This window comes from Pseudorhizobium tarimense, from assembly GCF_022968135.1.
GTDB classification, from domain to species: Bacteria; Pseudomonadota; Alphaproteobacteria; order Rhizobiales; family Rhizobiaceae; genus Neorhizobium; species Neorhizobium tarimense.
In genome coordinates, this window is sequence record NZ_JALJRA010000016.1 from 76,973 (window position 1) to 98,141 (window position 21,169).

Here is a 21,169-nt window from a genome sequence, read left to right on the forward strand (position 1 = left end):
CAAGCGGATCGCTAAATATTTAGCATCCGCTTTATTTGAAGTTTCTGGAGCGTCAGTGACCTGGCGGCGCAGGTTCTTCAACCGTGATGCCCTGGACGATCTTGGTCGCCTCGATCGGCCGCTTGCCTTCCCTCGCCACGTTAGTACGAATATCTTCCTTCGAAAGGTAATCGAGCTGCTCCACCAGGACTTCGGCCACCATGTCGTCTCCCAGTCGGTGGTTCATGTCGTCCTTGATCCGGGTGCGGAAGGTCTCCAGATCGAAGGCTCCAGGGTTCCCCAGATCGATCATCTTGTCGCCCACCAGCAGCGTGAAGAGCTCATCCGTCGTGAGCTCCGTCATCGGCAACTCCGCCCCCTTGATCTTCTCCTTGTCCATCATGAAGGAGAAGCGACCGAGAAAGTAGCCCGTGACCATGCCGTTGGAAATGACAGGGATCGTCAGCGATTCTCCTCTTACGAGCTGCAACGCTTCCTTCTTCGCCGCTTCTTCGTCGACAGGTGGCGGCGGAGCCGACATCTGCACGGAGAAATAGACCGCACCCAGCGTAACGAGGCAGACCCAAAGGCCGGTGAGCAGGAGCTTCAGCATCAGTTCTCGCTGTAGAGGAATTGTTCCTGGGTATAGGTGCCGTCGCCGTCAGCCTCACGCGCGGCGTTCTTCAGAAGATCGGCCACTGCACGCACTGCATGCAGATGCGCCTCAACGCGCCTTGCGTTCAGCGCCAGCTTGTCCTTGAGCGAATGCATCTGGTCGATATGCGTGACTGCGAGTTCCTTCGGGTCGGTGCTGCGGAACAGCATCGTCAATTCGTAGAGGCAGCGACTCTTGTGCGCGTTTGAGACCTTGAGGTCGAACTGCGGGTCGGTTCCGATCCGCTGGTTTTCGTTGTCGACGATCATCTCAAGGCGACCAAGCACGGTCTTGATCCGGTGATCGTTGGATACGACTTCCATATTTCCTGCCCCAATCTCGGCCATCTCAGGCCTCACTTTCGTTGGCGGCCGAAAGGCCGAGAACCTGACGTTCGAAATCCGTGACGAGCCTCATCGCCTGGCTGCGGTCATCCTCGTCGGTGGTGGCGTTCACCACCTTGCCTTCGCTTCTCGCCAAGGCTTGCGAATACATCTGTTCGGCGATGCCGACGCCGCCGTTCTTGGACATGCCGTCAGCAATCTGCTCGGCCATCATGCTCTTCCAGAACTCGCCGGCAGAGCCCTTGCCGTAGACCTGTTCGCTGTCATTCGGCAGCATGGAGCCGATGAAGTTCTGCAAGATGCTCGCTTCGAATTTCCGGTACTCTTCAGGCATCTGCACCGAGTGCTTGCTCGGCTCGGCATTTCCGAGACCCGCCTTCGTTGCCGGCTGGGAGATGATGTCCATGGCGGCACCGAAGCCGGCGCCCGCCTCCGCCAGGCTGGTTGCCGCAAAAGCCGCCCTGTTGGCTTTCAGCTTTGCCTGCGCCGCCTGAACTTCCGTTGGGTCTGCAGCCTTTACGACATCAAGGATAAGGTCGCTGGGAGGAGAGATGGCCACGTTTTATTCCTTTCGCCATGGCTGAGACATCGGCGACCTGAAGGACGCGACGTGCCAGCAACACTTTGATCTGGTGCGTATTTCCGACCCTGCTCAACGAGCTTCGGGAATACCGTGGGCTAGACTATGAGGTCTGAACCTTGCTGGAGGCTGGCGCCGCCAGCGTTATTTCAAGAAGATCGTAAGTAGCCTGGTCGCTGGCTTCACGGTCCTCCAGTTCCCGCGCCTCCTTCATGTGCTCCTCCAGGCGCTCTGCCTTCGTGCGCTCCTTGAGGACCTTGTTCTCCTGGATCTGCTGCACGTTTTCCAGCTGCTGCTCCTTGATAGCAAGGCGACCGAACCGTTCGACATAATGTTGAGAGAACTGCCGGTGAACCGGCTCCAGAGAGCCTATGGCCTCAATTACGATATCCATCGTTTGCGCGACTTCTTCGCGATGTCGCGTGGTCGCTGCAAGTTCGCTCTCGGCCATTTTCTCCAGATGCCGCTGTACCGCCACCAACCGCTTCAGCTTTTTTGATCGGTTCAGCTCGGCCATAACACCCTCAAAACGACAGGAAGACCATCGCGAAGCCATCCGCGAACTGGCGGATGAAGGCTGCGATAGAAAGGTAGAGGAGGAACAGGCCCCCCGTGATCAGGAACGGCGTCGAGATGAAGAAGACCGGGATCTGCGGCGCGAGCTTGTTGATGAGGCCGATCGCCACGTTGAACATCAGTCCGTAGATAAGGAAGGGGCTTGCAAGCCGCAGCATCAAGCCTGTTGTAGCGCGCAAGGTGTCGGTGAGGGTAATCAGCATCTTCTGCGGGTCGATCACATCCCCCAGCGGAGTTGCCGCATAGGACTCCACCAGTGCGCGGAAAACGACGTGGTGGAAATCCATCATGAAAAGCATCAGGAGAGCGCTGAAACTCAGCAGGTTCGTGAGTTGGTTCTCGGACGTATCTTCCAAGACGTCCGAACCGCCAGGAGCGGTGAAGCCGATCGACATCGTGAGGATTGCACCCGCATACTGCATGCCGAGGGTATAAAGCCGGGCGATCAGGCCGTACACCACGCCCACTGCGGTCTCGCTGACAATAAGGCCGACATAGGTGGCGCCCGGCGAGGAGGCGCGTGGATAGATCGTGTCCCACAGCAGGGGCAGGACCGCCATCGACACCGCGATCGCGACCAGAAGCCTTACATTCGTGGGAACGCGAGCGCTACCGAACCCCGGCAGCACCATGATACATGCCCCCATCCGGCAGAACGCCAGAAACAAGGCGAGAATGGTCCCTTGCGGGTCGAGGAGCATCAGCACGATCCCTTACGGGTCGGTCATCAGGAGATGGCGCCCAAAATCTTAATCTCGAGACCCTTTGCGAGTTCCACGTGGGAGAGGACTGGAAGCGTGGCGAACAGCCGCTCGATGATCATGCGCACATAGGAGCGTGTTTCGGGCGAGGTTACAAGGACGAAGGGCAGTCCCCGATCCATGAATTCACGGATAACTTTCGTCGCCTGCTCACTGAATTCTTCCAGGCTGCGCGGATCGATGTCGAACTCGATCACCTCGCCCTTCGCATCGCGCTTAAGCGCCTGATGGAAGATCATGTCCCACTTGGTGCCGAGTCGCAGCACGCGTAGCACGCCGTTATCCGCGAGATCGCCGCAGAGCTGCTGCGACATGCGGATGCGGACATGCTCGACGATCTGTTCTGTCTTTCGGACATGCGGTGCGAGTTCCGCCACCGCTTCGAGGATGAGGTGAAGGTTGCGGATGGACACCCGCTCCGCCAGCAGCAGCTTCAACACAGCCTGTAGGCCGGAATACGACATGTGCGAGGAGCAGATCTCGTCGGCCAGCTTCTTGTATTCCGGATCGAGTCGGTCGATCAGGATCTTGACGTCCTTGTAGGACAGAAGCTGGGGAAGGTTGTTGCGGATGACCTCCGACAGGTGGGTGAGGACAACCGAAACGTTGTCGATGGGATGGAAGCCCTCGCGCTTTAGGTCCTCCGCGAAAGTCTCGAGAATGGAGACTGCCGGCATACCGAATGCGGGCTCGCGGACCTCGTCGCCCGGTATGCTGGGTTTGCGGCCGGCCCCGGTGACCACGAGGACATCGCCGACGCGCAAGGTGTTGGAGGCAATGGTCGTTCCGTGAACACGGATCTGGTAGGACTTCTCCGGGATCATGATGTCGTCGGTGACCTTAATCTCCGGCACGACGAAACCGTACTGAGACGCAAACTTCTTGCGCATCTTGCCGACGCGGAAGGCAAGTTCCTGATGCGCCCCCAGCAGACGGGTGGAGACCTGCTTGCCAAGCGCAAGCTCGATTTCAGCCGTGCGAAGCGCGCTCTTGACCGAATCCTTCTCCGCTTCCTTGTTCTGAACGACCTTCTTTTCCTCGTCCTCGCGCCGAAGCTTGTTTTCCGCCTCCAGGCGCCGCGGCACTAGCCAGGCTCCGAAGCCCATGACGCCGCCGAGCGCCATGAATGGAATTATCGGCAGTCCAGGAACAAGAGCCAGCACCCCCATCAGACCGGCCGCCATGGAAAGAGCACGAGGATAACCACTTAATTGGTCAACGACCGCCTTGTCTGTCGAGCCGGCCGTCCCACCGCGCGAGACCAGCAGGCCCGCAGCCAGCGAAACGACCAGTGCGGGGATTTGAGAAACGATGCCATCGCCGACAGAGAGCTTGACGAAGACGTCTGCTGCCTCGCCAATCTCCATGCCGTGCCTGAAATAGCCGATGATGATGCCGCCGAAGATATTGATGGCGGTGATGATCAGGCCGGCGATGGCATCGCCGCGGACGAACTTGGAGGCACCGTCCATCGCCCCGAAGAAGGAGCTTTCCTGCTCCAGTTCCGAACGGCGGCGCTGGGCCTCCTTCTCATCGATGATGCCCGCCGACAGGTCGGCATCGATCGACATCTGCTTGCCGGGGATAGCATCCAGGGTGAAGCGGGCGCCGACTTCCGCTATACGCGTCGCGCCTTTGGTGATGACTATGAAGTTCACCGTCACCAGGATCATGAAGACGATGACCCCGATCACGAAGTCCCCGGACATGACAAGCCCTGCGAAGCCCGCGATCACTCCGCCGGCAGCGTCATGACCTTCGTTGCCGTTCGACAGGATCACCCGTGTCGTCGCGATGTTCAGGGACAGGCGGATCATCGTCGAGATCAGAAGGATGGTCGGAAAAGACGAGAAATCCAGCGGCCGCTGAATCCACAGCGACACCATAAGGATCAGCACGGAAAAGGCGATCGAGAACGCCAAGCCCATGTCGATCAGGATGGTGGGGATCGGCAGAAAGAGGATGCATAGGATAGCGATGATGCCGGCAGCAAAGCCGATATCACGACCGTTGGGAGAAACCTTGGGGATCGATAATGCAGGTGGTTGCGCCATGGTGCATCCGTCTCTTCATGAGAAGGGAGGCGGAAATCCCGCCAATTCACCACCTGACTAACCCTTCAAGCTTGCGCGAGGATGGGCTAGAAGCCCGATTGGACGCGGGAGAAGACGAGTGTCGCGAAGAGATTAATCTGAGCGCCGATGAACGGTGCCGTGACCCCAATTGCTACCATGATGGCGACGATCTTGGGCACGAAGGTCAGCGTCATCTCCTGGACCTGCGTCAGGGCCTGCAGAAGAGCGATACCCACACCCACGACCATGGCCGTGAGGACGGCGGGACCTGATGCCACCAAGATGGTCCAGATCGCCGCCTGCATGATGTCAAGCGCGTCGGCTTCGCTCATGTCGCCTGCTCCGGCCCGAATCATTCGGACCTCATTGATGGTTAGGTGTTTGTACCGCCGGAGGAGTCGTCCGTCGAGCCATCGGTGGCGCCGTCAGCCGGCGTGTCTGTCGTTGGCGTTGACTTGACGATCTCCGCGTCTGAGACCACCACGCCAGCCTGAAGCAGCACCTTATCGCCATTCTCAGTGACGGCGATGACGCCATCAGAGTAGACTTCCACTTCCTTGATCTTGCCCATGACGGAGTCATCGGCGCTCATAACGTACTTGCCGACGAGATCTCCCGCACGCGTCAGCGCCTCTGCCTGTAGCATGCTGCGCAGATGGCTGTTCGTCTGGATCGTCTGCTCGACCTGCGAGAAGGAAGCGAGCTGCGACATCTGTTCGCCCGCATCCATCGGATCCGTTGGATCCTGGTTCTTCATCTGAGCGATGAGCAACTGCAGGAAGCTGTCATAGTTCAGCCCGGCCTTGTCGGCGTCCGCGGTTGTGGCCGCCGCATTTGCCCAGGGGTTGGAGGCCGCGGTCGATACGGGATCTACCGCCATGGAGCAATCTCCTTGCGGATCTGCTCGATCGTTGCCGGCGTTATCTCCTGACTGTTCAGGATGCGGTCTTCCGTAGGGTAGAGCCCGCGGATGGCCTTGAGAGCATCAAAAGCCCTGCCGGAGGCGACCATTCCGTCGATGCGCTTCAGCTCGGCGAGAATCTCCTCATTCTGGAAGCAGTTAAGTAACATGCTGACCGACTTGCGGAAGAGCACTAGCGACTGCTCCTTGCCCTCCGGGTTGATCAGCATCATCTGTGCGATGAAGTACAGCTGGCGCAGCGGCGTGTTTGCGTCTTCCGGCTGCAGAACATGGTTTTCCAGAAGGAAGGTCACGTCATTGAGAAATTCCAGTGCCACCTTCCGGTCGACGCGCAGCACGGCGCCGTTGATAAAGATTCGCTCTCCGGACTTCAGCGAGATGCGCAGCGTACTTTTCATTTAAGTCCATCCCTGATGATGGTGGTGACGTCGATAATGCCCTGGTAATTGTCGGACTGCCGCTTTCTGATCCGCTCGCACTCCTTCAAGATCCAGATCGCGATCGAGATGAGGTTTGCGCGCAGTTCAGCGGCCAGTTCATTCTCGGGCTGACTGAGATCCTCGATAAAGCTGATCCATACACGGCGCGCGTAGTACACGGCGTCAATCGTTTTGCGGGAATAGGCGCCCTCGTTTTTGGCAGCCATCAGTAAGTCTATCGACCGATCCAGCGCCTGCCGTTCACGGTCCTTGGCGTCAGCGACGCCATCTTCCATGATCTCGGCATATGAAAACTGGTACATTCATGTATCCTTCATTTTCACAGACTTCCTTCTTCACTGAAGGAAGTTAACAAGGCTCAACTGTTGCAGGCGGGCGGTTAGCGTGTAGGCGGTCTCGATCAGGGCTTCCAAGCCCTTCACCCTCGTAGACGCCTCATAAGCATCCACCGACTCCAGGTCATTGAGGTGCGTTTCAATGATGTTCTTCTGCGCGTTGAGACTTTCGTCGGCCTTTTTCACCCGCTCGGCAGAAAGACCGAGCCTCGTCCGCTCCTGATCGATTCCCAGCTTGGCCGTTCCAATTGAGGCCATTGCTCGGGCTGCAGCCACCTTGCGACCTTCGTCCGAAGTCGCCGCGTTCAAGAACATTTCGGAAACGAATGCGGTGAAGACCAAGTCTCGCACGCCTTTTTCGTTGGCACTGGTCGAGGTGTCGACAATTTCCGACTGGCTGACGCGGCTCCTCATGCTGGCGTCGGATGCGTTCGAAACAAATGTAGACCAAAAGTCTTCACCAACTGTTTCAGGAGGAACAGGCGTCAACACCTGTTTTCCAGCAAAAATCTCCTCCATCTTTGTGAGGAAGGCATTGGCTTGCGCCTCTGTCATCTGATCCTTGGTAACGGGCGGCACCTGGTCCGCAAGGAATAGATCAAGCTCGCGGTCAATTGCCTCGCGTGCAGCAGAATCTGCATCTGAGATGTTCTCAAGGGGCTTCACGTCCGTATTGATGCCCGCAAAGAGGTATTCGCCATTAACGGAGGTATTCGCGAAGCCTACAACCGTGTCTAACGCAGTCTGGATCGAGGTCTGGAAGGTCGCGATCATGGTCGCGTCCGTGCTGTCACCAAGGGTGATAAGGGCATTCATCATCTCTTGGCTTTGGTCAGACATCTTGGAAAGCGCTTCTTCCGACGATTCAAGACGCTGCGTGGCCAGAGAATTTGTAGTTAGCATCGACTTGATGCGAAGGACATCGCGCGTCAGATCGAGGCTTCGGGCGGTGGTTGCGCCGAGGGCCACACCAACGTCCGCGTGGCGACCGGTCGTCACCTCCTGCTGCGCCGCAACCATGTCCTGCTGCGCCTTCGCAACGGCATAGCGCATCGTCGTCTGAACACTAAGTGATGAGATAAACGAGGTCTTCATCCGTTAACTCGCTGCTTCCAAGAGGGCCTGCATCATGGTGTCTACCGTTGACATGAGCTTGGCTGCCGCCTTGTAGGACTGCTCGATGTCGAGCAGCAGTGACAGTTCTTCGTCAAGGCTGACGCCAGTCTCGCTGGAATAGGCGTCGGTTGCGCGGCTGAGCATCGCTAGCTTGTTTTCGGCAGCAGTCGTTGCGCCGCTGCGGTTCATTTCAAGCCAACCGATGGAGTTTGCAGCAAACGCCAGAACCGAGAACGACCCGCCGATCTCGGTTCCATCACCCATGGTGATTTTCACGTCGAAAGCATCATCGAGTTCGTTGAGGCGCTCGGAGAAGCCGGACGCATTTTCGTTGTTGAGGACGTAGCCCAGGCCATTGATGCCACCGTCACGGATCAGGTTCGGGTCACCAGTCGGCGGAACGATCACGGGATTGACCTTGATCCGGCTCGCAAGGCCAGGCTCTACCACACCGCCTGCGGGCATTGCCGTTGAGTCGTCCCAAGTGAATAGTCCCGGGAGCGTTGGCAGCGTCGCGGGATCCGCGGGGTCTTTCTCGGCGAACGCCACAATCAGACCACGCGCAATTTCGTCCAGTTGGCTCTGGATCTCAGGGACGATTTCATCGCGCAGTTGAACAAGCGCCTGAAGCGAGCCCTTGGCGCTGGTATCGGCGCCGACACCAGTCTTCAGCGCGATGCCATCGATGTAAATCCCGCCTCCCACAGTCGTGGCACCGAACGCGGATGTCGGAGTGAATGAAACAGTGCGGGGCACAGTTTCGAACAAGACCGTACCGTCGGTCGTATAGAGCGCTAGATCCTCATTTTCGCGCCTCACCGTGGTGATGCCGACAATCTCAGAAATTTGCTTCAGAAGCGTGTCGCGTTCATCAAGAGCGTCATTTGGATTTCCTCCGACAGCGACTTCCTGCTTTACCTTATTGTTGGCTACTTCGAACTGAGAAAGCAGGTTGTTGAGACTGTCGACGCTCTGCTTGATCTCGTCATCCGCGCGCTTGCGAATAGCCTGTAACTCGTTCGACGCGTTGTTCAGTCCGTTTACCAAATCCTGGGCGGAAGAAACCACGGTTGCTCCCAAGGTCGTCTCGCTTGGCTTACTCGCCCAGGTCTGTAGGTTGTTGCGAAGATTGCCGATGAGGACCGAGGGCGACGTCTCGTAGTCGTTGCCTCCCATCAGGGACTTGATCTCTTCTAAGCCTGCCAGCAATGTCTGCTGACCACTAAAGAGCGACGAGGTTTCGATCGTCTGCCGGAACAGCGACTGGTTCTGGGAACGTTCGATCCCCACCACCAATGCCCCGTTACCGCCCGTCATTAGCACCGCAGACCGCCGGACGTAGTTCGCATTCTGTGCGTTGGCAATATTCTTCGACGTGACGCCCGTCTGGATGCCGGTGTTATTGAAGATCGATTGCGCTGTGTTTAGTGCTGACGAAAGAGTCATTGTGACTGCCTCTGCGGGGTAGCTCCCATCACCTCTTCAGGTTAACGAGAACTTCCATGAGTTCGGAACCGGTCTGGAAGACCTTTGAGTTAGCAGTATAATTGCGCTGGGACTCAATCATCGACGTCAGCTCTTCCGCGATGTCGACGTTGGAGTCCTCGAGAGCACCAGAGAGGATGCTTCCGTAGCTGCCATTGGCCGGATAGCCCATCACAATGACGCCGGAGTCCATACTTTGTGAATAAACATTTCCAGCTAACGGGTTCAGCTTGTCCGGGCTCTGCACATCAGCCATAGCGATACGGAACTTTGGAACGAGCTCGCCACTTTCGTACTTGAGCGAAACTACTCCGTCTTTGCCGATCTCATATCCAATTGCCGAACTGGCCTCGCTACCATTGATGTCCCCAGTCGACTCAAACCCTTTTCCGGTTTGAGTCAGACCGGAAATGTCAATGTCAAGCTCCCCCAGAACCGCACCACTGATGGTGAGTTCGTCCGTTTGGAGCAGCCCCGCAGCAGGCGTTTCAAGCTTGCCATCAGCATCAAACGTCAAGGCAGTGGGGGCAAGAACTGTTGTCGTCGTCGAGGTGGTTGGATCGGTATAACTTGCCGTCACGCTCCAAGCATTATCACCGGTCTTTGTGTAGGTGAAATCCAGCTTTCGTGTATTGCCCTGGCTATCGAATGCGACGAGGGACGTGGCTTTCGAATATGGCACCACCTCATTCGCCGGAAGGTTAGCAGTGATATAGCCGGCAGTGGAAGGGTTTGTGCTGATGCCGCCCCCCTTCAAATTGATCTCCGTCAAGCCATCAAACCCGTTGATCACGATGGTAGGATCAACATTGCTTTGATACGGGTAGCCCATGAGCTTGAAGCCAGCCGCATTGACAAGAGTGCCATCGTCCAGCTGAACAAAGGAGCCAGCACGCGTGAGATATTCTACGCCATCTGTCCCCTCAACGATAAAGAATCCGCGACCGTTGATCGCGAGATCCGTGTCAGAGGTCGTGTAGGAAAAAGTGCCTTGATCAGAGATAGAGTAGCGCACAGACGCGTTCACGCCACCAGAGTTGTAGGAACCTTGGCCAGAAGGAAGGATCAGCGACGAGAACTGCGTCGAGGCCTTCTTGTAACCTGCCGTTGACGCGTTGGCGATGTTGTCGCCGACTGTGCTCAAGCGAGTGGCTTGGGCGTTCATTCCGGACACGCCGGTTCTCATGGTTCCGTAGAGGCTCATAGCAAATCCTCGTTATCGCTTTGTACCGGGAGACTAGGCGGTGGGCCTTGCGTGAAGCTGTCTGATTTCCGCTTCCTTCGAACGCCGCGGAACTCGTTGCAGGTCAGCTCCAATCGATGCAGTAGCCGAGGAAGCGTTTGGAATCGACCGGGTCAAAGCCGAGCTTCTTTCGAAGCTTCTTGCGTAGCTTGCTGATGTGGCTTTCGACAACGTTTTCTTCGACTTCCTCGTCAAAGATGCCGTAGATGGCGTTAAAAATCTGGGTCTTGGAAACGCGCCGTCCACGATTGGCGACCAGATATTCCAGGATACGGCGCTCACGGCGCGGCAACGGGAATACTTCGCCTGCAATCTCGGGATCGCGGCCATCCGAGAAGACGCGGATCTGACCGATGTCGGTGTAGTTGGCGATCGCCTTCAGACGACGCCGGATGGCAGCTGCCCGCGCTAGGATTTCGCGCGGGTGCACCGGCTTGCGCACCACATCGTCGACACCGCTGTCGAAAAGAGCCAGCGTCGCATCCAGCGAGGGTTGATCGCTAACCGCGATCACGGGCGCCTGCGAGCGGTCGCGGATGGCCCGCGGCAGCTCGAGCATACGGTCGCCCTGTCCGATCAGGAATGCCTCAACTGCGTGGATGTCGCCGTCTGCAGCCGTGTTGACCCATTCGGTGAACTCCGACGGGTCGAATCCGGTCGATGGTATGCCCTCACGGCCAAAAAGGGAAGTGTAGCCGTCTTTAACAAGCTCGCGCTCATCAACCACTACGATCATTCGTCCGCCTCCGAATCAGTTGTGGTGCTTCAATGGAGCTATGGGTACGAATCGAGGGAATCGGGTACAAGCTGTAGGAAGTTAACCAAACAAATTAATAGTTGATTAACCACTGCCCTGCGATTTGCACTAGATGTAGTATGCCCATCCTTTGCGGCACACAATTCATCAGTGGATAAGATTAACATCTTGCTTGTCAGGCGTTGCCTTGCCAAATTTGGCCGCAAACTCGCCACAAATCGGCATGCGGGTCATAAGGTTGCGTACTGCAACCAGAGGTCGCACCTTGAGCGCTAGTTCTGGCAAAACTGCGAAGCGTTCGAAGTCCACTTTCCGTAGCCGGTTGCGACTAGATTGCTGATCACCCGGCAGACGTATTTCTTCTGCGCAGGGTCGTTGCTTGGTCCAGCATGGTAACGTGCTACCGCCATTGTCCAGGTCTCATGACGCTCGTGAAGATTGCGGAGGAACTTCGCCGCATACTCCACATTGCGCCGCGGCTCGAACATTTCGGCAGCGGACGAGAAGTTCTCACCGTGGAAATAGTGGTTGATCTGCATGCAGCCGACGTCGATCAGCTTGCGACCCTGCCGCTTCGCCGCGTCGAACTCCGCCAAAGCCTGGTCCCGAGAAGGCGGATAATATGCCTTCCCCTCGATGTTCATCGCGAACGGATAAAGGCTCCCCTTGCGACCCGTTTCCGTCAGTCCAACCGAATAGAGGATGCCTTCGGGCACGCCATACTTTGCTGCAGCCGCCTGTATTTCCTGCTCGCAGGCCCCGGCCGATGCTGCCGCGTCAGAGGTAGAGCTGGCCAGCGCTAGGCCCACCAGCGCCGCCAGGACCGGAAGCGGGCAAAATATCCAAGGATGCATCATTATCAGTATTCCTGTCGTCCGCAATGTCGGAGAATCGCGTACCGCTCTGGTCGCGGTTGGTGCTGCCTTGACGCTCACCATTGCCTGGCGCTTGCTGCTGACCCGCCTGGGCTCCCTGCTGGCCTTTTTGGGCATCACTCTCTGTGCTAGGTGCGATGCTGATGGTGACCTGGTCGACGGAAAAGCCTTGAGACCGAAGGGCATCCAGCATCCCGCTGCTGTCTTCGCTCAATTGCCGATGCGCGGCGCGGCTCTCCACCGTCAGATGCACATGCAGTTGTTCGCCGCTCATTTTAAGCGTCGCGGTGACCGTTCCAAGGTCGTGCGGTGTCATCTGCAGCTTAAGCATGTGCATAACGGAACCGGAGCTGCCTTGCGAGGCTATGTTCGACAAAGTAGCGTCCGGCTGCATGGCGGCCGACCACGCCTGGTCACCTACCATGGCCGCCATTAGCGAGGCGCCGTTGGAGCTCGTCTGCATGCCGATGAACCGGCGGGAATCGAGCACCATCACCGTGTCGGTCTGAGACGTACCGGTCTTGCTTTCCGCACCGGCGGCATCCCGTGACTGTGCAGCCATGGCCAGCTCTGCGTTGAGGCTACCATTCTTCGCGTTGATGAACCGCAGGTTTCGGTCGTTGCCTGCACCTGGATCATCGGCCGTCGGCATGTCCAGGACGTCGATGGGAAGATCTTGACCTCGCGCCACCGCCGCGACCTCGGAAGAAGCCTTGGCAGATCTTTCGCCGCCGCTCCCTTCCGATGTCTTGCGTCCTTCGGCAGCATTTCCAGACTGTGGTGCCGACGTCGCGTTCGATGCCGCACGCTGGCCTGCCAAGATAGCCAGGAGATCGGCCGCCCCCTGATGAGCTTCGGCCGTTGCCGGTGCGGTTGTACCGTCGCCTTCCTCAGCGGCCTTGGGAGCATCCGATCCGTCTGCCTCCTCGGAGCCGCCCTTTCTCGGCGCCCCATGCTTCTCTATAGCGGGGGTCTTCGCCTGGCTGACGTCCTGTGCCTGCGCGGCCTTCCCCTGCATCACTTGGCCTTGCATCACCTGGCCCTGCAGTGCCGCCTCACCCGTGTCTATCAGCACAGCCTTGATGGAGTATCGAACCGGGGCGTCCGTTAACCTCGATTCGTCACCTTGAGCATCCTGAGCGGACCAGCGATGTCCCTCGGCCGCCTTCTCTTCAGAGGCGCCGCGTCCTGCATTCGACAAGGCGGACGAGAAGCCATTTGCCTCCCCATTTTCGCCCGCAGCCCGTCCACTTCCCTTGACCTGTGTCTCGGTCGGGGCCGTTCTGGCAAGAACCTCAAGCGTCATGGCTTTACACCTTCTTCTCTCAGAAGATCGTCGATCGCGCTCAGCTTGGAGCGGCCGGCTTCAACGAAGGTCTGGAATTCGGGATCCAAATTGACACTGGCGCTTGTCGCCGACTGAGGCGCGATATCGGCAGATCCGGCAGCATCATTGCCGATCGACGCAATCGGCGTGCTTGCGTCTGGTGTCGATTGGATCGTGCGCCCTGGATCTTGCGCCAGGCTTTCGGCGTTCGGTTGCCGCAAGACCTCATCGGCAACGAACCTTGCCGCTTGCCGCAGGGCCCGATCGCGTGGCGTCAGTTCTTCTTCGGGGATCGCGGAAAGCTTCTGGGCGGCATCGCCGACCTTGGAGGTGGGAATATTGGCCAATCCGCCATAGAGCTTCGCCAGGGTTTCAGGCGTAGTTGCCTCCATGCCCGACAGCTCCACCGCCTTGGCCGAAGCCAGGCGCGCGAGCTCATCCTTGCCTTGAACGGCAGCACTTCTTGCAATTCTGAGGAAGACCTCGCGACGTCGGTCGACATCCATGAAGGCGATGGTGCCATCTATGTCTGCTTCCCCGACCTGCGGGTAGTGCTCCACGACCAGCTGCACGAAGAAGTCGGCGAACTGGCTTGCATAAGGAGAGTGGACGAAACGGCGCGCGTACTTTCGCGAGTATGCCAGCCCCTTGTCGACCAAGTCCGCATCGACCGCTATCGCAACCGACCGCCTAAGAGCCGCTTCCTCGACGATTGTCCCCGGCGCGGCCAACCTTGCCATGTCATAAAACTCAAGTGCCGCCTTGACGTCCTTTGGTACGGTGACATTGCCGGCAACAAGAGCAACATAAGCGCCGATCCGCTGGTCCCGATACTCCCTCGCCATCTCGCCGAGCGAATTGGCAATTAGGGTCCCCTTGCCGGCGAGGTACTTCCTCAGCGCGTCGGCCACCCTTGTGTCGAAATTGCCAGCCACGTCCCGGCTTACCAGATATTCGAGCGTCGCCGGATTTCCGCCGCTCATCGCGTAGATCAATGCCGCGTCAACGTTGCGCGGGTCTTCGAAGATCGATGGATTCGCAGTCCTCAGCCGCTGATCGATCTTGCTCAGCATGAACCGCTGCATTTCGCCGGCAGAGTGATCACCTGCGACGACCGTGTCCTGCACGAACTGCAGCGATCGCAGCATGATATTGGGTGCCAGCGTCGGATCCTCCTGCGCCGCCGCCTCTGGTCCAGGCAGGATTGCCGAGACCACGACGCCTGCGAGGAGGATATCCCGAAGACCGGCCAGCACCCTTGTCATCCCTTGTCCGCCTGCACGAGGATTTCGATGCGCCTGTTTGCCGCCGCCAGAGGATCGTCCGGCACCTGAAGACGTCGGTCTGCAAAGCCTGAGACCTGCTTTACGCGAGCTTCGGCAAGGCCTCCGCGCACCAGCATGTAATAGGCGCTGTGCGCACGCGACATGGAGAGCTGCCAGTTGTCGTTCTCACTGCCCTTGAACTGCCGGCTATCCGTGTGGCCGCGGATAAGGACATCGCCCTTGCGGTCCTTCAGGATCTGGCCGATCTTCTCCATCGCCAGGACCATTTCCTTTCGCGGCACCGCCGACCCGATGTTGAACATCGGGTCCTCCGCCTGATCGGAGATCGTGACGAGCAGTCCGCCTTCTGCAGGCGTGACAACCAGTCCCTCCGCAAGCTTGCCCGCCACGCCCTTGATCTCGGCCGCGATCTTCTGGCGGAGTTCATCTGCTGCGGTCGACGGATCGGAGGGCTCTTCGGCATCTTCCGGCGGCGGAACATCGCCGCTAACGGCCGCAGCCTGAGGATCCTGGGGCTTTTCTTGATCCTGGTTTTCCGCGACGTCCTGCGGCGAAGCGGGCAATGAGGTATCCATCCGTGGCTGCGGCGCGGCAAGTGCCACTTCCTGCTCATCGGCCGTGGTGGCGGCCTTCGACTGCGCCGTCTGAGGCTCGTTGCCTTCTTCGGCGCTAGTGACCTCAACCTGCTGTGTCCAGAAATCGGGATCGAAGGGGTCGCGATACGCCTCGCCACCATCAGCACCCGTCGCAGGGCCGGAGTCGGCAGCTCCGCCCTCGCCCTTGGCGCTCACATTTGCCTGCTGGCCAACCTCCTGCGCAATTTCGGCGAGGACGGAGTAAGGGTTTTCGAAGTAGTCGGCCTCGGAATAATTGGTTTCGTCACCGGACGTGGAGGTGAGGTCCTCCCCCGTCGCCGCTGCCGAACCGACCGTGTCCTGGTCCGCCTTGACCTGGGATCGCTCTCGCTGCTCCTGGCCTTCGGCCTGGTCAACAGGCTTTTCGATGCCCTTCTGCGCAGGCGTCTCGTCGGATAGCTTGATCGGATTGAAGTAGCTCGCCATGGAGGCCTTGGTTTCCTCGTTGGCTGCGTTGACGAGCCACATAACGAGAAAGAACGCCATCATCGCCGTCATGAAGTCTGCATAAGCAATCTTCCAGGCACCGCCGTGGTGGCCGTCATGATCGCCCCGATGACGTTTGACGATGATGATCTCGTTCTTGCCGTGGTGGTGATTTTCGCTCTCGCTCACGCCAGCACCTCCTTAAGCCGAGCCGACCAAGCAGAGAGCCGCGTCACGAGAGCTGCGTCTCCGATCTCCGCGGAAATATCGACGTCCGGCGCTTCAACGTGACGAAGCTGCGCTGACTGGTCCGGGGAAAAGGCCGCCTGCAGCCTTTCAAACAGGCTGCGAGGGCCGCGAACAGTTACCGTTGCTACATCGCCGTCACTGATCGCAGCCCGAAGCAGGGCGGCCAGATCATCGACTGCCTTCGAGATCAGTGCCTCCTCTACAACCGGTGCCAATACTCGCGCTGTCTGATTGCTGACGGCTTCGGCAATGATGAGAGCCGCCTCGCCCATCTTCCGCTCAATGGTGGAAGCAATGTCAGCCTCGAATCTTTCCCGGAGAGCCGCAATCTCATCCGCATGGGCCTTGAGGAGCTCTTGTCGTTGTTCTTCCCACACGCGTTGCGCGTCAGCGCGGCCTTCATCATAGCCCTTGGCATGCGCTTCTGCCCGCTCCGCCGCAAGATCGACCGGAGCGGCGATCGGCTCCTCCTGCACGTGCAAGCTCTCGCCAGCAAAATCGAAATCACCCTCGTCGACCAGGATCGGAGGAACCGATATTGGCTCGCCGAAATCCTTCAGATAGCGGGCAATTGAGGCGGTCATCGCTTTTCCTGCTCATCAATGTTTGCGCATCCGGATGCCTCGGGTGACATGCCCGCCACATCCCGCCCCTACCGTGCAACAGGCATTCCGAGGGATTGCAGAAATGTTAGGGGATCAAACTTGCGCGAAGGTGAAGATAGCCGTCATCTGCCCCTCTCCCCTAACAAGTTGAGCAGGGTACGTCCTTACTGACGGAATAGGGTGAGGATGTTCTCTGCATTGGTATTGGCGATCGACAGCGACTGGATACCGAGCTGCTGCTGCGTCTGCAGCGCCTTCAGGCGCGTGGACTCCTCGTTCATCTCGGCATCGACAAGACGGCCAATGCCCTTATCGATAACGTCGATCAGCGACGCGACAAAATTTTCCTGAAGATCAATGCGGCTCTGGATCGAGCCGAGGCTCGAGGCTGCGCTGGTCATCGCGAGAAGCTGTCGGTCAACGAAGCTGGTCAAGACGTCGAGAACATCTTCATCCTTGGTGATCGAACCAGGAACCTTGCCATTGAAGGTCACCGCCATCTCAGCCAGCCTGGTGATGTCCAGGGTGACAACGGAGGGGCCGACCCGTCTAGATGCAAGATCATCAGCGAGCGTGAAGGCAAAGAAGAAGGAATCGGTACCGTTGTTATGAACTTCGGTGGTCGTTGCTGGAGCGGCCGGGTCAACAGTCGTCAGCTCAGCCCAGGTGTCGGGCGCGACCCTCATGTAGGACGTCGTTCCATCCGAGAACACATTCGCTGCAGGATCGGCATCTGCCACTCCAAGGTCGGCTATCTGCTTGTCGGTTAGGAAGGGTACGGGATACTCTGTCGGCGTTACCGTCGTCCCATCGTCGATGGTTGCGGTAACCACTGTCTCGCTGGGTCCAAGATAGGTCAGATCCTGATCGAGGATCCCAAGCTTGCCGCCGCTGGTATCAAAAAGGACGGTGGAAGAGTCCATGACGTAGTCTACGGTCGTGACGGCAACCTCGCCGGAAGGGCCACGTGTGAAGGCGGACACCACTTCCTTGACCTGAGCCATGAGCGTGGCGGGGGAATTCCCGTCACTGATCTTCCCCTGGATCCAATTCTCGCCGGAGAAGCTCGCGGATTCCGAGATGCTGCGCAGTTGCTCCTGAAGCTGCGTGATCTCTTCCTGAATTTTCGCGCGGTCCACACCGACACCGTAAGCGGCTACGATCTTGCTTTTGATCTCCTGGACCGTAGCGATGGCACTTTCCATGGCTTCGTAGGCGGTGTCCACCTTGGCAGCACCGAGGCCAAGCGCGTCCTGCACTGTCGAGAGCGTGCTGTTGTCTGATCGCATCGTCGTTGCGATGGACCAGTAGGCTGCATTGTCCTCAGCGGTCTCGACGCGAAGACCGGAAGAAACCCGCGCCTGCGTCGTTTCCATGTCGCGATCGATCGACCGGAGTGTCTGGAGGGCCGCCATGGCTGCGACGTTGGTAAGAATGCTGGTCATTGCTTTTTGCCCCTGCAGAATGCGAACTGCCTCGAATGAGGCTGGCAAAAAGCGTGATGCTGGGCCGCCTTATGCTCCCATCATGGGAGGCAGTCTGCCGTTCGTTAACGGATTGTAAACAGGCATTAGCAGCCGAGGCTTGCGCCGAGCAGGCGATAGGGGCGCATGCTTCAGCGTCAGGGGACGTTTCTAACTAAGTTCAGCGAACGCAAAAACCGCGCCCCGGGTGGAGCGCGGTCTTCCATCATGATCCTCAATCCGCAGGGCGGGACGAAGATGCCCCTAGCCGGGCTCCGCTTACTGGCGGAAGAGGGTCAGGATGTTTTCGGAAGCGGTGTTGGCGATGGAGAGCGACTGGATCGCCAGCTGCTGCTGGGTCTGCAGGGCCTTGAGGCGGGTCGACTCCTCGTTCATGTCGGCATCAACCAGACGACCGATGCCGGAGTCGATGGAGTCGGTGAGAGCTGCGATGAACTCTTCCTGCATTTCTATGCGCATGGCGATGGAGCCGAGATCTGCACTGACGCTGATTGCCGCCTCGAGCGCGACATCAACGGCTTGAACCATGATGTCCAGCTCAGCGTTGGTCAGGGTGGTGATGTTGAGCAGATCGATCGATTGCGGTGCCACAATATTAGTCTGCGGTGCGCCGGTCAGACCCGTATCAACACCCCATTTGTTCGTGCCGTCATCATAGATAACTTCCTGACCTGTGGTACCCACATCGACTGCGCGTACCCAGTAACCATCTACCTTGACGTAGTTACCGTTGTAGTCGATGCCGCCTGCGGGAACTGTGTAGCCTGTCACGTTTGCGGAATTCCCATCGAAGACGGCTCCCGCTCCGATCAGTCCGTCGATCGAGTAGACGCCTACCGTATGCTCTGAAACCGTGCCGTTGATGTTTACCTGGAGAGTGACCGCCGACTGCGAGACGTTGAACTGCTTGTCCAGAATGCCGGTGTTTCCTCCCGTGTCGAAGAGAACATTGGCGGCCGAAAGTGTGTAGTTTACCTTTTGGACCGAGACGGCTCCCGTCTCGTCACGAACGAAGGAGGCGACGACGTTCTTCTGGAGAGCTGCACCGCCGGCCGTCAGATCCGCCTGCAGCCAGTTCTCACCGGAGAAGGAGGCCGCCGAAGCGATCGAGGTCAGCTGATCCTTCAGCTGTTCGATTTCCTCCTGAATCTTGCTGCGATCGACGCCCTCTTCCGTGGCGGCGACGACCTTCGCCTTGATCTCCTTCATGACCTCGACCACGGTTTCCATTGCTGCATACGCGGTATCGACCTTGGCAGCACCGAGACCCAGTGCATCCTGAACCGCCGAAAGAGCCATATTGTCGGAACGCATGGTGGTAGCTATTGACCAGTATGCAGCGTTGTCGGACGCGGTCCCGACACGAAGGCCGGAGGAAACACGCGCTTGGGTCTCTTCCATCTTCGCGTCGATCGAACGGAGAGTCTGAAGTGCAGCCATGGCTGCGATGTTGGTCAGAATGCTCGTCATTGTGTAGTTGCCCCTGTATTGGCTAGATGAGGGACATCCCGGAAGCGCCGGGAACGATGGTGTGGCCTGATGCCGTTAACCGCTTCTTCGTCTTGGTTAACCCATCGTTACGATGAGCGCAGTTAAGCCGCACTTGGTTAACAAACTTTAAACGGAATTCGCAAAGCTTGACTAAACACGAAAAGGCCGCCTTGAGGGCGGCCTTAACTTCTTGTTCTTTTTCGCGATTAACGGAACAGCGTGAGGATAACTTCCGAAGCCGAGTTGGCGATCGAGAGCGACTGGATTGCCAGCTGCTGCTGCGTCTGCAGAGCCTTGAGGCGGGTCGACTCTTCGTTCATGTCAGCATCGACAAGGCGGCCGATACCGGAGTCGATTGACTCGCTCAGCTTCTTGACGAACTCTTCCTGCATCTCGATGCGCATGCCGATCGAACCAAGGTCGGCGGCAGCACTTGTCATGTCGGTGAGAGCTGCATCAACCGCGGAGATCATCACGTCAAGCTGGGCATTGGTTAGCGTGGCCAAGTCGAGCGTCGCAACCGACTGCGTGGCAACAGCCGTGGCCGGAACCGCGGTGGTGTCTACGCCCCACTTGGTCGTGCCATCGTCATAGACGACTTCCTGGCCGGTGGTGCCGACGTCGACTGCAGCAACCCAGCTACCATTGACCTTGACATAGTCGCCGGCGAGAGCACCCGTGGAGTTGGCGTAGTCGCCATTAAACGTAGCACCGTCGGCGATCAGGTCGTCGACCGAGTATGCACCTACCGTGAACTCGGTGTCGGTGCCGTTCATGTTGACAGTCAGTGTGGCGCTTGCCTGCGAAACGTTGTAGGTCTTGTCGAGGATGCCAGTGTTGCCTCCGGTGTCGAACAGAACGTTCGTGGCGGCGAGCTGGTAGTTCACCTTCTTGACCGAGACGTTGCCTTCGTCGTCGCGAACGAAGGAGGCGACGACGGACTTTTGCAGAGCTGCACCGCCGGCGGTGAGATCAGCCTGCAGCCAGTTCTCGCCAGAGAAGGAAGCAGCCGAAGCGATGGAAGTCAGCTGATCCTTCAGCTGGTCGAGTTCTTCCTGAATCTTCGCGCGGTCGACGCCGTCCTCGGTGGCGGCAACTAGCTTGGCCTTGATTTCCTTGACGACTTCGATGGCCGATTCCATACCGGCATATGCGGTATCAACCTTGGCAGCGCCGAGTCCGAGAGCGTCCGAAACAGCTGAAAGAGCCATGTTGTCCGAGCGCATGGTCGTTGCGATCGACCAATATGCAGCGTTGTCTGCCGCTTCGCCGACGCGAAGACCAGAGGACACGCGGGCCTGTGTTTCTTCCATGCCGGAAGAAATGCCGCGCAGGGTGGAGAGCGCAGCCATAGCTGCGACGTTTGTGAGAATGCTAGTCATTTGTGAGTGCCCCTTGAGTGGCTGATACGTGAAGGGACATTCCGGACTTCACCGGGAGAGGGCGCGCAGCGTCATGCTTGCCAACCTCTTGATAATTAAGGTCAACTCGCTCTCTCGATGAACCTAGCTAACACCTGTTTG

22 protein-coding genes are annotated in these 21,169 nt (G+C 58.3%); all 22 read right to left on the bottom strand.

The genetic code is table 11. The features are described from left to right. Positions 1 to 52: 52 nt before the first annotated feature. Positions 53 to 592, bottom strand: coding sequence for a hypothetical protein (locus MUU54_RS18770; protein WP_247245538.1), 540 nt, complete (start codon positions 590 to 592; stop codon positions 53 to 55). After that, positions 592 to 957, bottom strand: a complete 366-nt coding sequence (locus tag MUU54_RS18775; protein ID WP_247245595.1) for a hypothetical protein — start codon at positions 955 to 957, stop codon at positions 592 to 594. Before MUU54_RS18775 ends, MUU54_RS18770 begins: the two co-directional genes overlap by 1 nt. Positions 958 to 982: 25 nt before the next feature. Beyond that, positions 983 to 1,537 (bottom strand): rod-binding protein, encoded by a 555-nt coding sequence (locus MUU54_RS18780; protein ID WP_247245539.1) that lies wholly within the window; start codon positions 1,535 to 1,537, stop codon positions 983 to 985. A gap of 124 nt (positions 1,538 to 1,661) precedes the next feature. Beyond that, positions 1,662 to 2,075, bottom strand: coding sequence for a hypothetical protein (locus tag MUU54_RS18785; protein ID WP_247245540.1), 414 nt, complete (start codon positions 2,073 to 2,075; stop codon positions 1,662 to 1,664). Between the two features lie 7 nt (positions 2,076 to 2,082). Next, positions 2,083 to 2,835: a flagellar biosynthetic protein FliR gene (fliR, locus tag MUU54_RS18790; protein WP_247245541.1), complete on the bottom strand. Its 753-nt coding sequence runs from the start codon at positions 2,833 to 2,835 to the stop codon at positions 2,083 to 2,085. A gap of 26 nt (positions 2,836 to 2,861) precedes the next feature. Further along, positions 2,862 to 4,949 carry a flagellar biosynthesis protein FlhA gene (gene flhA / locus MUU54_RS18795; RefSeq protein ID WP_247245542.1) on the bottom strand — a complete coding sequence of 696 codons (2,088 nt, stop codon included), beginning with the start codon at positions 4,947 to 4,949 and terminating at the stop codon, positions 2,862 to 2,864. Positions 4,950 to 5,035: 86 nt separating this feature from the next. Beyond that, positions 5,036 to 5,302, bottom strand: a complete 267-nt coding sequence (fliQ, locus tag MUU54_RS18800) for a flagellar biosynthesis protein FliQ (protein WP_247245543.1) — start codon at positions 5,300 to 5,302, stop codon at positions 5,036 to 5,038. A gap of 41 nt (positions 5,303 to 5,343) precedes the next feature. Continuing rightward, on the bottom strand, positions 5,344 to 5,850 hold the full coding sequence (gene flgD, locus MUU54_RS18805; protein ID WP_247245544.1) for a flagellar hook assembly protein FlgD: 507 nt from the start codon (positions 5,848 to 5,850) through the stop codon (positions 5,344 to 5,346). Beyond that, positions 5,841 to 6,290 carry a flagellar biosynthesis repressor FlbT gene (gene flbT, locus MUU54_RS18810; RefSeq protein WP_247245545.1) on the bottom strand — a complete coding sequence of 150 codons (450 nt, stop codon included), beginning with the start codon at positions 6,288 to 6,290 and terminating at the stop codon, positions 5,841 to 5,843. Before flbT ends, flgD begins: the two co-directional genes overlap by 10 nt. Next, the gene (gene flaF / locus MUU54_RS18815) at positions 6,287 to 6,634 is read right to left on the bottom strand and encodes a flagellar biosynthesis regulator FlaF (RefSeq protein WP_247245546.1); all 348 of its coding nucleotides are present in this window, start codon (positions 6,632 to 6,634) and stop codon (positions 6,287 to 6,289) included. The genes flbT and flaF overlap by 4 nt, the downstream gene beginning before the upstream one ends. Before the next feature lie 33 nt (positions 6,635 to 6,667). Beyond that, positions 6,668 to 7,762 carry a flagellar hook-associated family protein gene (locus tag MUU54_RS18820; protein WP_247245547.1) on the bottom strand — a complete coding sequence of 365 codons (1,095 nt, stop codon included), beginning with the start codon at positions 7,760 to 7,762 and terminating at the stop codon, positions 6,668 to 6,670. A 3-nt stretch (positions 7,763 to 7,765) separates the two neighbouring features. Then, positions 7,766 to 9,229: a flagellar hook-associated protein FlgK gene (gene flgK / locus MUU54_RS18825; RefSeq protein ID WP_247245548.1), complete on the bottom strand. Its 1,464-nt coding sequence runs from the start codon at positions 9,227 to 9,229 to the stop codon at positions 7,766 to 7,768. A 28-nt stretch (positions 9,230 to 9,257) separates the two neighbouring features. Then, positions 9,258 to 10,472 (bottom strand): flagellar hook protein FlgE, encoded by a 1,215-nt coding sequence (locus MUU54_RS18830; RefSeq protein ID WP_247245549.1) that lies wholly within the window; start codon positions 10,470 to 10,472, stop codon positions 9,258 to 9,260. 103 nt (positions 10,473 to 10,575) lie between these two features. Then, a complete protein-coding gene (gene rem / locus MUU54_RS18835; RefSeq protein ID WP_247245550.1) occupies positions 10,576 to 11,247 on the bottom strand; it encodes a transcriptional activator Rem in 672 nt (223 codons plus the stop codon). A gap of 293 nt (positions 11,248 to 11,540) precedes the next feature. Beyond that, positions 11,541 to 12,122, bottom strand: coding sequence for a transglycosylase SLT domain-containing protein (locus MUU54_RS18840; protein WP_247245596.1), 582 nt, complete (start codon positions 12,120 to 12,122; stop codon positions 11,541 to 11,543). Next, the gene (gene fliK, locus MUU54_RS18845; RefSeq protein WP_247245551.1) at positions 12,046 to 13,449 is read right to left on the bottom strand and encodes a flagellar hook-length control protein FliK; all 1,404 of its coding nucleotides are present in this window, start codon (positions 13,447 to 13,449) and stop codon (positions 12,046 to 12,048) included. Before fliK ends, MUU54_RS18840 begins: the two co-directional genes overlap by 77 nt. After that, entirely contained in the window at positions 13,446 to 14,735 is a 1,290-nt protein-coding gene (motC, locus tag MUU54_RS18850; protein ID WP_247245552.1) for a chemotaxis protein MotC, read from the bottom strand. The genes fliK and motC overlap by 4 nt, the downstream gene beginning before the upstream one ends. Further along, positions 14,732 to 16,006, bottom strand: a complete 1,275-nt coding sequence (locus MUU54_RS18855; RefSeq protein WP_247245553.1) for a MotB family protein — start codon at positions 16,004 to 16,006, stop codon at positions 14,732 to 14,734. The genes motC and MUU54_RS18855 overlap by 4 nt, the downstream gene beginning before the upstream one ends. Continuing rightward, the gene (locus MUU54_RS18860; protein ID WP_247245554.1) at positions 16,003 to 16,650 is read right to left on the bottom strand and encodes a FliH/SctL family protein; all 648 of its coding nucleotides are present in this window, start codon (positions 16,648 to 16,650) and stop codon (positions 16,003 to 16,005) included. Before MUU54_RS18860 ends, MUU54_RS18855 begins: the two co-directional genes overlap by 4 nt. A 185-nt stretch (positions 16,651 to 16,835) precedes the next feature. Then, complete coding sequence (locus MUU54_RS18865; RefSeq protein WP_247245555.1) at positions 16,836 to 18,116, bottom strand: flagellin N-terminal helical domain-containing protein; 1,281 nt, start codon at positions 18,114 to 18,116, stop codon at positions 16,836 to 16,838. Positions 18,117 to 18,413: 297 nt separating this feature from the next. Beyond that, entirely contained in the window at positions 18,414 to 19,625 is a 1,212-nt protein-coding gene (locus tag MUU54_RS18870) for a flagellin N-terminal helical domain-containing protein (RefSeq protein WP_247245556.1), read from the bottom strand. 227 nt (positions 19,626 to 19,852) lie between these two features. After that, positions 19,853 to 21,028: a flagellin N-terminal helical domain-containing protein gene (locus MUU54_RS18875; protein WP_247245557.1), complete on the bottom strand. Its 1,176-nt coding sequence runs from the start codon at positions 21,026 to 21,028 to the stop codon at positions 19,853 to 19,855. Positions 21,029 to 21,169: the final 141 nt, after the last annotated feature.

Coding starts and splice junctions, on each gene's coding strand:
- MUU54_RS18770 (WP_247245538.1), bottom strand. CDS start 592: ATGCTGAAGCTCCTGCTCACCGGCCTTTGGGTCTGCCTCGTTACGCTG.
- MUU54_RS18775 (WP_247245595.1), bottom strand. CDS start 957: ATGGAAGTCGTATCCAACGATCACCGGATCAAGACCGTGCTTGGTCGC.
- MUU54_RS18785 (WP_247245540.1), bottom strand. CDS start 2,075: ATGGCCGAGCTGAACCGATCAAAAAAGCTGAAGCGGTTGGTGGCGGTA.
- fliR (WP_247245541.1), bottom strand. CDS start 2,835: ATGCTCCTCGACCCGCAAGGGACCATTCTCGCCTTGTTTCTGGCGTTC.
- flhA (WP_247245542.1), bottom strand. CDS start 4,949: ATGGCGCAACCACCTGCATTATCGATCCCCAAGGTTTCTCCCAACGGT.
- fliQ (WP_247245543.1), bottom strand. CDS start 5,302: ATGAGCGAAGCCGACGCGCTTGACATCATGCAGGCGGCGATCTGGACC.
- flgD (WP_247245544.1), bottom strand. CDS start 5,850: ATGGCGGTAGATCCCGTATCGACCGCGGCCTCCAACCCCTGGGCAAAT.
- flbT (WP_247245545.1), bottom strand. CDS start 6,290: ATGAAAAGTACGCTGCGCATCTCGCTGAAGTCCGGAGAGCGAATCTTT.
- flaF (WP_247245546.1), bottom strand. CDS start 6,634: ATGTACCAGTTTTCATATGCCGAGATCATGGAAGATGGCGTCGCTGAC.
- MUU54_RS18820 (WP_247245547.1), bottom strand. CDS start 7,762: ATGAAGACCTCGTTTATCTCATCACTTAGTGTTCAGACGACGATGCGC.
- flgK (WP_247245548.1), bottom strand. CDS start 9,229: ATGACTCTTTCGTCAGCACTAAACACAGCGCAATCGATCTTCAATAAC.
- MUU54_RS18830 (WP_247245549.1), bottom strand. CDS start 10,472: ATGAGCCTCTACGGAACCATGAGAACCGGCGTGTCCGGAATGAACGCC.
- rem (WP_247245550.1), bottom strand. CDS start 11,247: ATGATCGTAGTGGTTGATGAGCGCGAGCTTGTTAAAGACGGCTACACT.
- MUU54_RS18840 (WP_247245596.1), bottom strand. CDS start 12,122: ATGCATCCTTGGATATTTTGCCCGCTTCCGGTCCTGGCGGCGCTGGTG.
- fliK (WP_247245551.1), bottom strand. CDS start 13,449: ATGACGCTTGAGGTTCTTGCCAGAACGGCCCCGACCGAGACACAGGTC.
- motC (WP_247245552.1), bottom strand. CDS start 14,735: ATGACAAGGGTGCTGGCCGGTCTTCGGGATATCCTCCTCGCAGGCGTC.
- MUU54_RS18860 (WP_247245554.1), bottom strand. CDS start 16,650: ATGACCGCCTCAATTGCCCGCTATCTGAAGGATTTCGGCGAGCCAATA.
- MUU54_RS18865 (WP_247245555.1), bottom strand. CDS start 18,116: ATGACCAGCATTCTTACCAACGTCGCAGCCATGGCGGCCCTCCAGACA.
- MUU54_RS18870 (WP_247245556.1), bottom strand. CDS start 19,625: ATGACGAGCATTCTGACCAACATCGCAGCCATGGCTGCACTTCAGACT.
- MUU54_RS18875 (WP_247245557.1), bottom strand. CDS start 21,028: ATGACTAGCATTCTCACAAACGTCGCAGCTATGGCTGCGCTCTCCACC.